Annotated in this window: 14 protein-coding genes; 13 read left to right on the top strand and 1 reads right to left on the bottom strand. The window is 50.0% G+C overall.

Annotation, left to right across the window (positions count from 1 at the left end):
• Positions 1–8 precede the first annotated feature (8 nt).
• From lptE to nadD, 3 genes are read left to right on the top strand one after another with little or no spacing between them, the layout of a single operon-like run.
• Positions 9–626 carry an LPS assembly lipoprotein LptE gene (gene lptE, locus GBAG_RS05275; protein ID WP_034494005.1) on the top strand — a complete coding sequence of 206 codons (618 nt, stop codon included), beginning with the start codon at positions 9–11 and terminating at the stop codon, positions 624–626.
• Positions 623–1,654, top strand: a complete 1,032-nt coding sequence (holA, locus tag GBAG_RS05270) for a DNA polymerase III subunit delta (protein WP_034494003.1) — start codon at positions 623–625, stop codon at positions 1,652–1,654. The genes lptE and holA overlap by 4 nt, the downstream gene beginning before the upstream one ends.
• Entirely contained in the window at positions 1,647–2,300 is a 654-nt protein-coding gene (gene nadD / locus GBAG_RS05265; protein WP_034494001.1) for a nicotinate-nucleotide adenylyltransferase, read from the top strand. Before holA ends, nadD begins: the two co-directional genes overlap by 8 nt.
• Here nadD and cobD read toward each other — a convergent pair.
• Positions 2,272–3,366, bottom strand: coding sequence for a threonine-phosphate decarboxylase CobD (cobD, locus tag GBAG_RS05260; protein ID WP_034493999.1), 1,095 nt, complete (start codon positions 3,364–3,366; stop codon positions 2,272–2,274). The genes nadD and cobD overlap by 29 nt on opposite strands.
• A gap of 68 nt (positions 3,367–3,434) precedes the next feature.
• On the opposite strand from cobD, the gene GBAG_RS05255 reads away from it, so the two are divergent.
• From GBAG_RS05255 to GBAG_RS05210, 10 genes are all read left to right on the top strand, one after another.
• A complete protein-coding gene (locus tag GBAG_RS05255) occupies positions 3,435–4,046 on the top strand; it encodes an adenosylcobalamin/alpha-ribazole phosphatase (RefSeq protein WP_034493997.1) in 612 nt (203 codons plus the stop codon).
• Between the two features lie 254 nt (positions 4,047–4,300).
• Positions 4,301–4,618, top strand: coding sequence for a ribosome silencing factor (gene rsfS, locus GBAG_RS05250; protein WP_034493995.1), 318 nt, complete (start codon positions 4,301–4,303; stop codon positions 4,616–4,618).
• Between the two features lie 3 nt (positions 4,619–4,621).
• Complete coding sequence (gene rlmH, locus GBAG_RS05245) at positions 4,622–5,092, top strand: 23S rRNA (pseudouridine(1915)-N(3))-methyltransferase RlmH (protein WP_034456714.1); 471 nt, start codon at positions 4,622–4,624, stop codon at positions 5,090–5,092.
• A 27-nt stretch (positions 5,093–5,119) separates the two neighbouring features.
• A complete protein-coding gene (mrdA, locus tag GBAG_RS05240; protein WP_034493993.1) occupies positions 5,120–7,021 on the top strand; it encodes a peptidoglycan DD-transpeptidase MrdA in 1,902 nt (633 codons plus the stop codon).
• Positions 7,022–7,023: 2 nt separating this feature from the next.
• A complete protein-coding gene (gene mrdB / locus GBAG_RS05235) occupies positions 7,024–8,136 on the top strand; it encodes a peptidoglycan glycosyltransferase MrdB (protein WP_034493991.1) in 1,113 nt (370 codons plus the stop codon).
• 16 nt (positions 8,137–8,152) lie between these two features.
• The gene (gene rlpA, locus GBAG_RS05230; RefSeq protein ID WP_034493989.1) at positions 8,153–9,244 is read left to right on the top strand and encodes an endolytic peptidoglycan transglycosylase RlpA; all 1,092 of its coding nucleotides are present in this window, start codon (positions 8,153–8,155) and stop codon (positions 9,242–9,244) included.
• A gap of 143 nt (positions 9,245–9,387) precedes the next feature.
• Positions 9,388–10,599 carry a D-alanyl-D-alanine carboxypeptidase DacA gene (dacA, locus tag GBAG_RS05225; RefSeq protein ID WP_034493987.1) on the top strand — a complete coding sequence of 404 codons (1,212 nt, stop codon included), beginning with the start codon at positions 9,388–9,390 and terminating at the stop codon, positions 10,597–10,599.
• 106 nt (positions 10,600–10,705) lie between these two features.
• A complete protein-coding gene (gene ybeD, locus GBAG_RS05220; RefSeq protein ID WP_034493985.1) occupies positions 10,706–10,969 on the top strand; it encodes a DUF493 family protein YbeD in 264 nt (87 codons plus the stop codon).
• A gap of 75 nt (positions 10,970–11,044) precedes the next feature.
• Positions 11,045–11,686, top strand: a complete 642-nt coding sequence (gene lipB / locus GBAG_RS05215; RefSeq protein WP_034493983.1) for a lipoyl(octanoyl) transferase LipB — start codon at positions 11,045–11,047, stop codon at positions 11,684–11,686.
• Positions 11,687–11,862: 176 nt separating this feature from the next.
• Positions 11,863–12,786, top strand: coding sequence for a YbeF family transcriptional regulator (locus GBAG_RS05210; RefSeq protein WP_034493981.1), 924 nt, complete (start codon positions 11,863–11,865; stop codon positions 12,784–12,786).
• Positions 12,787–12,840 lie beyond the last annotated feature (54 nt).

Below are 12,840 nucleotides of genomic sequence, written 5' to 3'. Positions count from 1 at the left end.
GAGGAACCGTGCGACATCCCTTTGTCAGCTTGTTATTTACTTTGGCGGTGCTTGTCACCGCCGGGTGTGGTTTTCATCTGCGTGGCAGCACGCAGGTTCCGGATCAAATGAAAACATTGATCCTGAACTCAGGTGATCCCAACGGCCCATTGGCACGTGAAGTTCGCTCTCAGTTACGCCTGAACGGCGTCACGATTGTGGAAGATACCGGTACTGGTGTTCGCAAGGATATTCCATCGCTGCGTTTGCTGGGCAGTGGGATTGGCCAGGATACCGCATCTATCTTCCAGGATGGGCGTACTGCGGAGTATCAAATGGTCATGACGGTTTCAGCACAAGTGTTGATCCCGGGCCACGACATTTATCCGATCAGTGCCAAAGTGTATAAATCATTCTTCGATAACCCACTGACTGCTCTGGCAAAAGATGCTGAGCAAGATTTGCTTATCAAAGAGATGTATACCACTGCCGCGCAACAGCTGATCCGTAAGCTGATGAGCGTGCGCGTGGCTGATGTTGCTGAGACTGAAGAGGCCGAAAAACCGGTTAAAGATACAACTTCAACTCCTGCAGCATCCACCGGGCGTACGTCGGCAACGCTTCCGGCCACATCTGGTAGCAAATGATTCGGTTGTACCCTGAACAACTCCGCGCGCAGCTCAACGAAGGGCTGCGCGCGGCGTATCTGCTGCTCGGTAACGATCCGCTATTACTTCAGGAAAGCCAGGATGCTATTCGTCAAACGGCAAGTACTCAGGCTTTTGAAGAACATCATACTGTTCAGATTGATGCCAGTACCGACTGGCAAGATCTGTTCTCCATTTGCCAGGCGTTAAGCCTGTTTGCCAGCCGTCAAACACTCCTGCTTTTGTTGCCAGAAAATGGCCCCAACGCGGCGATTAACACGCAACTCGAAATGCTGGTTTCCCTGCTGCACGACGACATATTGCTGATGGTGCGCGGTAACAAACTCACCAAAGCGCAGGAAAATGCCGCGTGGCTGACGAAACTGACTGACCGTAGTGTGATAGTCACTTGTCAGACGCCTGAACAAGCACAATTGCCGCGTTGGGTTGCCCAACGAGCCAAACAGATGAACCTGAATCTGGATGAGGCTGCCAACCAGCTACTTTGCTACTGCTATGAAGGCAACTTGCTGGCGCTGTCGCAGGCACTGGAACGTCTTTCATTAATTTGGCCGGATGGAACGTTGACACTGCCTCGCGTCGAGCAGGCAGTTAATGATGCCGCGCATTTCACCCCGTTCCATTGGGTAGATGCGATTCTTGCGGGTAAAAGTAAGCGTGCGTTGCATATCCTGCAACAGTTGCGCCTCGAAGCCAGTGAGCCGGTCATTTTGCTGCGCACTATCCAGCGTGAATTGCTGCAACTGGTTAATCTTAAACGCCAGTCGGCGCAGACACCGCTGCGGACTTTGTTTGATCAGCAACGTGTATGGCAAAACCGCCGCGCACTCGTCACCGAATCACTCAATCGTTTGTCGGCAGAGCAGCTTTTCCAGGCTGTGCGCTTGCTCAGCCAAATCGAAATGACGTTGAAAAAAGATTACGGGCAATCCGTCTGGGCTGAGCTTGAAGGGCTTTCCCTGCTGCTTTGTCATAAAGCTTTGCCGGAAATTTTTATTGATGGCTAACAATGAATCGCGTTTATCTGCCCTGTATGGCGGGACTTTCGATCCCATTCATTACGGGCATTTAAAACCGGTTGAAGCACTGGCAAAACAGGTCGTGTTACAGCAAGTGACCATCATGCCAAACAACGTGCCGCCACATCGCCCGCAGCCGCTGGCAAACAGCCAACAGCGCAAAAAAATGGTCGAACTCGCCATCGAGGGAAATCCCCTGTTCAGGCTCGATGACCGCGAACTCAGGCGTGAAACTCCCTCGTACACAGTAGAAACGCTCGAACAACTGCGCGCAGAAATTGGCGCTGAGCAGCCGCTGGCATTTATTGTGGGTCAGGATTCGTTGCTAAGTCTGCAACGCTGGCACCGCTGGGAAACTTTGCTGACGTTATGCCATTTATTAGTTTGCCAGCGTCCGGGATATTCTTTGTCGATGAAGACTCCCGCAGAACAACAATGGCTGGATGAACATCAGACCACCTCCGTTGAACAACTCCACAGCCATCCTGCAGGTAAAATTTACCTCGCGCAGACGCCAATGGTGGATATTTCTGCGACTGCCATTCGCCAGCGCCTTGAGCAACACCTTCCCTGCGATGACCTCCTCCCCCCGGCCGTGGCTGAATTTATTCGCCAGCACCAGCTTTATCGCTAAGTACGCGCCGCAACGCATTCAGTAACTTGTCGTTATCCATCTGGCTTTTAATTGCCACCCGGTAATAACGTGCATCCAGGCCTGGGTAATTTGCGCAATGGCGAATCAAAATATTCTTTTCCAGCAACACCCGTTGCAACTCTAACCCGTCAATATCGCAACGCAGGAAGATATAATTCGCCCTTGGCGGCCAGACCGTAATCCCCTGTAATTCACTCAACCCGTTATACAGCCGGGGTTGTTCAGCACTCAACCAGCGATAACTCGCTTCAATGTAATCACGATCGTTGAGGATCACTTCTCCGGCTAATGCGGCAAACGCATTAATCGTCCAGGGTTCTCTGAGTGCACGAATCCGCCCAACGGTTGCGGTATCCGCGCTGACCAGATAGCCAAGACGCAGCCCGGCGATGGCAAAGAATTTGGTGAGAGAACGCAACACATAAAGCTGAGGGAAGTTTGAAAGCCGGGGAATTAAACCGGGTTCATCAGGCAAAAAGTCGAGAAAGGCCTCGTCAACGATCAGCGCAATACTGTTTTCACGGCAACGCTGCGCGATAGCCAGAAGCAAAACGTTATCGAGCAAAAGTCCGGTTGGGTTATTAGGCGTGCACAGAAACAGGCAATCGAGATCGGGCGTTAATGCGCTGAGTAAGGATTCATCAGGCTGCCAGCCCTGTTCTTCAGAAAGCTGAAAACCGACTATCTCGCAGCCGACCCGAGTTAACGCCCGGCGATATTCGGCAAATCCGGGCGTCAACAATAATGCTGTGCGCGGAGAAAGTTGCTGAGCCAGATTAAAAATCAGCTCCGTTTCACCATTTCCTGCCAGCACCCATTCTGCCGGGATTTTATGATGATGAGCCAACGCCTGATGCAGAGCACGATACTCAACGTCGGGGTAGCGCTCAGCCAATGCCAGGTTTTCGGTAATCGCCCGTTTTAAGGAATCAGGCATACCTAACGGATTGATATTCGCACTAAAGTCAGTGAGCGAGTTTGCATCCACGCCAATCGCGGCAGCCGCTTGTATAATATTGCCACCGTGCTGGCTACTCAATGCCATATATCCCCCAATAAAACTGACCTCAAAACAAGAAACGCAATGATACACTGATGCCTGCGGAGGATGAGATGAAATTATGGTTAGTGCGCCATGGGCAAACCCAGGCAAATTTAGAGGGTTTATACAGCGGTATTTCCGAAACTCCGCTGACGGAGAGAGGCATCTCGCAAGCTGAAGCAGTCGGCAATATGTTAAATGATGTTGCGTTCGATAAAGTGCTTTGCAGTGAACTTTGCCGCGCACAACATACGACACAGTTGATTCTCCAGCAGCGCGAACTCCCCGTCATTACCGAACCTCGACTCAATGAGATGAATTTTGGCGATTGGGAAATGCGCCACCATCGCGATTTACAACGCCTGGATGCAGAAAACTACGCCGCATGGTGCAATGACTGGCAGAACGTGGTGCCAAATAATGGCGAAGGTTTCCAGCGTTTCTCGCAGCGTGTTTGCGGATTCGCATCCTCTCTTTTAGTGCAGCCAACAGAAGAGAATGTTCTGATTGTGAGCCATCAGGGCGTGCTAAGTTTGTTTATCGCGACGTTGCTCAACATGCCGCCTGCCTCCCTGTGGCATTTTGTCATTGAGCAAGGAGCATGGAGTTGCATAGAGATTAACGATAGCTTCACGACGCTCAGAACCCTTAATAATCGTGCTGTTTATTACCCATCATCGTGAGTTGAATGGGTTACAGTTGTCGTCAACCATTGACACTACAGTCCAGGCTGTTATGCTCCGCTGCCATAATTTCCTGCCCGCAAGCATGACTTTCCAAAATAGTTTTACAAAAATGGCGATGCAAACCAGGCCACTCGGTGGGATGATACCCCGCTTTGAGCGCCGCATTGCCGACTTATCAGTAAAACTGCCCTATTCAATGGGTTTTTATGCGGGCACCATCGAACACACTCTACTTCTCCCAGGGGGAACACTTGCAGGGTAAAGAATTTCAAGATTTCATCGTCGATAAAATCGACGACCTCAAAGGCCAGGACATCGTTGCTCTGGATGTTCAGGGTAAATCAAGCATCACTGATTGCATGATTATCTGTACCGGTACTTCTAATCGCCACGTTATGTCTATCGCAGAACACGTCGTAGAATCATCCCGCAAAGCAGGTTTTGACGCGCTGGGTGTGAAAGGCATTAACGCGACTGACTGGGTAGTTGTTGATCTTGGCGAAGTTATCGTTCATGTGATGCAAGAAGAAAGCCGTCAACTGTACGAACTGGAAAAGCTCTGGGGTTAATGCGTGAAGCTGCAACTAGTCGCAGTCGGCACTAAAATGCCTGACTGGGTACAAACCGGCTTTACCGAGTACCTGCGTCGTTTTCCAAAGGATATGCCATTTGAATTGGTAGAAATTCCTGCGGGCAAACGTAGCAAAAATGCCGATATCAAACGCATTCTCGAAAAAGAAGGCGAAATGATGTTGGCTGCCGCCGGCAAGGGCAACCGTATTGTCACGCTGGATATCCCAGGTCAACCTTGGGATACGCCGCACCTTGCCGTGCAGCTTGAACGTTGGAAACAGGATGGTCGAGATGTCAGCCTGCTGATTGGCGGCCCGGAAGGTCTTGCCCCGGCATGCAAAGCTGCCGCAGAACAAAGTTGGTCGCTTTCGAATCTGACAATGCCTCACCCTTTAGTGCGGGTGCTGGTTGCCGAAAGCCTGTACCGCGCGTGGAGCATTACGACCAACCATCCCTATCACCGTGAGTAGATATCGTCAGGTAGAACAAAGCTGCGGATGAAATTACAGAATTCTTTTCGCGACTATTCAGCTGAGTCTGCGCTATTTGTGCGCCGGGCGTTAGTCGCGTTTCTTGGTATTTTGGCGCTAAGCGGTGTGCTGGTCGCCAACCTTTATAATTTGCAAATCGTCCGTTACACCGACTACCAGACTCGCTCCAACGAAAACCGAATCAAACTGGTCCCAATCCCACCTAGCCGCGGTATTATCTACGACCGCAATGGCACACCACTGGCACTCAATCGCACCATATACCAGGTGGAAATGATGCCGGAAAAGGTGGATGACGTTCAGGCTACGCTTGAAGCCCTGCGCTCGGTGGTTGATTTAACCGACGAAGATATTGTTAACTTTAAGAAAGAACGCGCGCGTTCCCATCGCTTCACCTCCATTCCGGTCAAAACTAACCTCACAGAAGTGCAGGTTGCGCGTTTTGCCGTGAATCAGTACCACTTCCCCGGCGTTGAAGTGAAAGGCTATAAACGCCGTTTCTACCCATACGGCTCGGCGTTGACCCACGTTATTGGCTACGTTTCCAAAATCAACGATAAAGACGTTGAACGTCTGGATAAAGACGGCAAACTGGCAAACTACGCGTCCACGCACGACATTGGCAAGCTGGGAATCGAACGCTACTACGAAGAAGTTCTGCACGGTCAAACCGGTTATGAGGAAGTTGAAGTCAACAACCGTGGCCGCGTGATTCGTCAGCTCAAAGAAGTTCCTCCGCAGGCCGGGCACGATATTTATCTGACTATCGACCTTAAGCTACAGAATTATATTGAAACTTTACTGGCGGGTAGTCGCGCCGCAGTCGTTGTGACTGATCCGCGTACGGGTGGCATTCTGGCGCTGGTTTCAATGCCGAGTTATAACCCAAACCTGTTCGTCGACGGTATCTCAAGCAAAGACTATTCCGGTTTGCTTAACGACCCGAATACGCCGCTTATCAACCGTGCAACCCAGGGGGTATATCCTCCGGCTTCGACGGTGAAACCGTATATGGCCGTTTCGGCGTTGAGCGCAGGTGTTATCACCAAAAACACTTCATTGTTTGACCCAGGCTGGTGGCAATTACCAGGCTCAGAAAAACGGTATCGTGACTGGAAAAAATGGGGCCATGGCCGCCTGAATGTCACCAAAGCGCTTGAAGAATCTGCAGATACCTACTTCTACCAGGTCGCCTATGACATGGGTATTGACCGCATGGGCGAATGGATGCGCAAGTTTGGCTACGGGCATTATACGGGTATCGATCTTTCCGAAGAGCGAGCCGGTAACATGCCGACGCGTGAATGGAAACTGAAACGCTTTAAAAAGCCGTGGTATCAGGGTGACACCATTCCTGTGGGCATCGGCCAGGGCTACTGGACCGCAACACCGATTCAGATGAGCAAGGCGATGATGATCCTGATTAACGACGGCATCGTTCGCGTTCCTCATTTCCTGATGAGCACCGTTGAGAATGGTAAGCAGGTTCCGTGGCAGCAACCTGTACAGCCACCTGTTGGCGATATCCACTCTGGTTTCTGGGAAATTGCCAAAGACGGCATGTACGGCGTTGCCAACCGCCCTAACGGTACCGCGCACAAATACTTTGCCAACGCACCGTACAAAGTCGCAGCGAAATCAGGGACCGCGCAGGTCTTTGGCCTGAAAGCCAACGAAACCTACAACGCCCACAAAATCGCTGAACGCCTGCGCGATCATAAATTGATGACCGCGTTTGCCCCTTACGATAATCCAAAGGTTTCCGTCACCATGATTCTGGAAAACGGCGGTGCAGGCCCCGCTGTAGGCACCATCATGCGCCAAATCCTCGACCACATTATGCTCGGGGATGACAATACGGTACTGCCTACTGAAGCGCCGGCACCAGCAGGTGCAGAGGATCAATAACCATGACTGATAATCCAAATAAAAAGTCGTTCTGGGACAAAATCCACATCGACCCGATCTTCCTCGTGACCATCCTGGCGCTGCTTATCTTTAGTGCGCTGGTTATCTGGAGCGCCAGTGGTCAGGATATGGACATGATGGAGCGTAAGATTGGCCAGATCCTGATGGGCCTGGTCGTGATGATCGTAATGGCGCAGATTCCGCCTCGCGTTTATGAAGGCTGGGCGCCGTATTTGTACATCGTTTGCATCATATTACTGGTAGCGGTGGATGCGTTTGGGGCGATATCCAAAGGTGCGCAGCGCTGGCTCGACCTCGGTATCGTACGTTTCCAGCCATCTGAAATCGCCAAAATCGCGGTCCCGTTGATGGTTGCACGTTTCATCAACCGCGATGTTTGTCCTCCAACGCTGAAAAATACCGGTATCGCGCTGATACTCATTTTCATGCCGACCCTGCTGGTTGCCGCTCAGCCCGATTTGGGTACGTCGATTCTTATCGCTGCATCCGGCCTGTTTGTGCTGTTCTTGTCGGGTATGAGCTGGAAGTTAATCGGTATTGCCGTTTTACTGGTCGCCGCCTTCATTCCGATTTTGTGGTTCTTCCTGATGCACGATTACCAACGTGCACGCGTAATGATGCTGCTTGATCCCGAAACTGACCCACTCGGTGCGGGTTATCACATTATTCAGTCTAAAATTGCGATTGGGTCTGGTGGTTTACGCGGCAAAGGTTGGCTGCATGGTACGCAGTCGCAACTTGAGTTTTTACCCGAACGCCATACGGACTTTATCTTTGCGGTTCTTGCCGAAGAACTCGGCCTGGTAGGGGTTCTGGTGTTACTGGCGCTCTATCTGCTGCTGATTATGCGTGGCCTGGTGATTGCGGCTCGTGCGCAAACCACATTTGGCCGAGTGATGGCTGGTGGGCTAATGTTGATTTTATTCGTATATGTGTTTGTTAACATTGGCATGGTTAGTGGTATCTTACCGGTGGTCGGCGTACCTTTGCCGCTGGTAAGTTACGGTGGCTCGGCCTTAATCGTTCTAATGGCTGGGTTTGGTATCGTCATGTCGATACATACCCACAGAAAAATGTTATCAAAAAGCGTGTAAGTGGATGAGGTGCGTAATGGTTAAGCGTTGGCTAGGGATCTGTGTAGTGGCTGCAATACTGGCTGGCTGCTCGTCTGATGACGGCGACCAACAGCAGGTAAACCAGCAACCGCAACCGGCGGTGTGTAATGGCCCGGTGGTTGAAATAAGCGGCGCAGACCCGCGCTTTGAACCGTTAAATCCTTCGGTTAACCAGGATTACGAAAATAACGGTAAGAGCTACAAAATCGTGCAAAACCCGGCGAACTTCAGCCAGGCAGGTCTTGCTGCGATTTACGATGCCGAACCGGGTAGCAACCTGACGGCCTCTGGCGAAACCTTCGACCCGTCAGCCTTAACCGCGGCGCACCCTACGCTGCCTATTCCAAGCTATGCGCGAATCACAAACCTCGCGAATGGTCGCATGATTGTGGTGCGCATCAACGACCGTGGCCCTTACGGCAATGACCGTGTGATTTCATTGTCTCGCGCCGCCGCCGATCGTCTGAACAATTCCAACAACACCAAAGTGCGTATCGACCCAATTATTGTGGCGCAGGATGGAACAATGTCCGGTCTTGGTACAGTGTGTACCACTATCGCGAAGCAAACCTACGCCCTGCCAGCTCGTCCGGATTTAAACACCGGAATGGGAAGCGCAACATCTGCGCCCGTTGACGCGCCTCAGGGTGATGTTCGCGCCATTAGCAATTCCACTTTGCAAAGCGAAGACACCACGGGAGCGCCTGTCAGCAGCAGCGGCTTCTTAGGTGCAGCAACGCCACTGGCTCCGGGCGTGATTGAAAATGACCCTCCAGCAGTTGCGCCAACTCCTGCTGTTGTCGCAACTCCTGTGCAGCAAAACGCTCCTGTTACCGCACCAGCCGCAGCTGCCTCCGGGCGCTATGTGGTGCAAGTTGGAGCCGTAAGCGACCAGGCTCGCGCCGCGCAGTGGCAGCAAAAACTGAGCCAGCAATTTGGTGTACCGGGCAAGGTTTCCAGTAATGGGACGATGTACCGTGTTCAGCTTGGGCCATTTACCAGCAAAACTGAAGCAAGCGCGCTTCAACAACGCCTGATGAGTGAAGCCCAACAGCAATCCTTCATCACTAACGCAACCGCTATGTAAGCGGTTGTGTCTGGCATCCTCTCTGCGTCAGTTAATGTCAATTTCATTAACAAATGATGCGCAAAGACGGATGCCAGTAAAAACCGCTTTTGCTATAGTAAGGCACTTTTTTTATTCCCATCACGGATGTCGTTGTTCTAATCATGAATACAGCCCCTTCTTTTCGTTTTGTTAAACGCCTGGCGCTTACTACGGCCCTGACCCTTACGGCAATAACCGCCGCACACGCTGACGACCTGAATATCAAAACTATGATTCCAGGTGTGCCGCAGATTGACGCAGAAGCGTATATCCTGATTGATTACAACTCAGGTAAGGTTTTGGCTGAGTCCAACGCTGACACCCGCCGTGATCCTGCCAGCCTGACCAAAATGATGACCAGCTACGTCATCGGCCAGGCCATGAAAGCCGGTAAATTTAACGAAAGCTCGATTGTGACTGTTGGTCAGGATGCATGGGCAACCGGTAATCCGGTATTTAAAGGCTCCTCTTTGATGTTCCTGAAGCCAGGTATGCAAGTTCCTGTCTCTCAGCTGATTCGTGGTATCAACCTGCAATCCGGCAACGATGCTTGCGTGGCAATGGCCGATTTCGTAGCGGGTAGCCAGGATTCGTTCGTTGGCCTAATGAACAGCTATGTTTCCGCTCTTGGACTGAAAAACACGCACTTCCAGACTGTGCACGGCCTGGATGCTGAAGGTCAGTACAGCTCAGCGCGCGATATGGCCTTGATTGGTCAGGCATTAATTCGTGATGTACCGAACGAATACTCTATCTATAAAGAAAAAGAATTTACCTTTAACAATATTCGCCAGACAAACCGTAACGGCTTGCTGTGGGATACCAGCCTGCAAGTTGACGGCATCAAAACCGGTCATACCGACGCTGCGGGTTACAACCTGGTGGCTTCGGCAACCGAAGGGCAAATGCGCCTGATTTCTGCCGTACTTGGCGGACGCACTTATAAAGGCCGCGAAACCGAAAGTAAAAAACTGCTGACCTGGGGCTTCCGTTTCTTTGAAACTGTATCGCCGCTGAAAGCCGGTAAAGAATTTGCTTCAGAGCCAGCCTGGTTTGGCGACAACGACCGTGCATCGCTGGGTGTGGATAAAGACGTTTACCTGACGATCCCACGTGGTCGTATGAAAGATTTGAAAGCCAGCTATGTGCTTAACACCACTGAACTGCACGCTCCTTTGCAGAAAAACCAGGTGGTCGGCACCATCAACTTCCAGCTGGATGGCAAGACTATTGAACAGCGTCCGCTGGTCGTGCTTCAGGAAATGCCAGAGGGTAACTTCTTCAGCCGAATCATTGATTATATCAAATTGATGTTCCATCATTGGTTTGGTTAATAATTAAACACTTGAAAGAGTGGAAGCCATCCCCATATACTAAGAATCAAAGCAACTCCCGCTCAGCGGGAGTTATTATTTTTAATGCCGTAACGCTGGAGCTACCATGCAAACCAATCTGAAAGAATTGCTCGAATTCCCGACTTCCTTTACTTACAAAGTGATGGGTCTGGCGAAGCCCGAGCTGGTTGATTTGGTCGTCGAGGTGGTGCAGCGCCACGCACCAGGTGACTACACCCCTCAGGTAAAACCGAGCAGCAAAGGTAACTACCATTCTGTCTCTATTACCATTAATGCGACCCATATCGAGCAAGTTGAAACCCTGTATCAAGAACTGGGTAACATCGAAATCGTTCGTATGGTGCTGTAATTCACACCGCGCCCGGCCTTCTGGTCGGGCATGTGATATATTCCCTTCACTTTTCAACCTGCCGGAGACGATGTTTTGTCTCAAGATACTATTCAAATCCGCCAACTTGGCCTGCAACCCTACGAACCTGTTTCGCGGGCGATGCATGAATTCACCGATACCCGCGATGAAACCACTCTAGATGAAATCTGGTTAGTGGAGCACGAACGCGTATTTACCCAGGGCCAGGCAGGGAAAGCTGAACATGTTCTGGTGCCCGGTGATATCCCCGTGATTCAGAGCGACAGAGGCGGCCAGGTGACTTATCACGGCCCAGGCCAGCAAGTAATGTACGTGCTGATCAACCTCAAGCGCCGTAAACTCGGGGTTCGGGAACTGGTGACTATTCTTGAGCAAACCGTGGTTAACACTCTGGCGGAATTAAATATCAATGCTTATCCGCGCGCGGATGCCCCCGGTGTCTATGTTGACGGGCGTAAAATTTGCTCGCTCGGTTTGCGCATCCGCAAAGGTTGCTCATTCCACGGATTAGCATTGAATATCGATATGGATCTCAGCCCATTCTTACGCATCAACCCTTGCGGCTATGCCGGTCTGGAAATGACGCAAGTCAGCTCGTTACGATCGGGGGTTTCACTGAGTGATGTTCAACCACTACTTATTGATAAATTCATTGAATTATTGAACAATCCACCAATCAAATACATTCAAGTTTAATATATATTTTATTGATGACTGCATCTTTTTAGGTGCAGTTATTTAATGCTAATCTGGCTAACATTTCTTTACTTTATTTCTTCTTTTGTATAATTTCACTCGGATAAATATACATCAAATTTTGAATATATATATTCAGTTTTACTGGTTATTTGCTGGCTATGGAGTTTTGTATCATGGAAAGAAATCAAGAAGACAATTACCCAACATTCAAAGCACTACGCAATATCGATCTTAATTTGTTGACCGTCTTCGAAGCAGTCTACATCCATAAAGGGATTGTTAATGCGGCCAGGGTGTTAAATTTAACACCTTCCGCTATTAGCCAGTCTATCCAGAAACTGAGATCAACGTTTCCTGACCCATTATTTATCCGTAAAGGGCAAGGCGTCACGCCGACTGCATACGCGGCTCATTTGCATGAATACATTAGCCAGGGGTTTGAATCGATTCTGTGCGCGTTAGATGTGAACAATAACTACAATAAAGAGCGCACCATCACCATCGCGAGCACCCCGTCAGTAGGCGCACTGCTCATGCCGAGAATTTATTCCGCTATTCTGAAAGTCAATCCTAAATTAACCATTCGCAATGTCCCTGTAACAGAGCTTCAATTATCACAATTTCAGGCTGATATCGCCATCGATACGCATTCCCATCACAGCTCTGGTATTAGCAGTTATAAACTTTATACCGATTCAATTGTGGCGGTTTGCCGTCAGAATCACCCTACTGCTTCGTCAATAGTTAAAGGTGGTGATATTCACAACATGAATTACAGTTTTTTAATTATGCAGGATGCTCTATTAATAGATTTACGCCAGTTAATTAACGAAATTTTACCGAATCGCCACATCACTTTTAGCAGTTATAATTTCTTAACCATTGCTTCAATGTTAAGTACCAGTGACCTCATTGGTTTCATGCCAATGAAAATTTATGAAATGTACTCTCACATCTTCGAGCTTCAGAAGATTGAATGTGAAGCGCTTACCAGAATCAGTGTCACGACTACCATGCATATCAATAAACTCAGTTCACGTGATGCGGTGTTGCAGGAAGTTATAGACACTATCATTGATGAGTTTGAGCAAGCATAGGAAATCGACCTCTCGCCTTCCGGCATGAGGTCGACATTCAGTTCGTTAACGTAG

Origin of the sequence: Buttiauxella agrestis ATCC 33320, assembly GCF_000735355.1 — a bacterium.
In the GTDB taxonomy this organism is placed as follows: Bacteria; Pseudomonadota; Gammaproteobacteria; order Enterobacterales; family Enterobacteriaceae; genus Buttiauxella; species Buttiauxella agrestis.
Note: the sequence above shows the minus strand (reverse complement) of the source record. Positions and strands in the feature narration are given on the sequence as shown.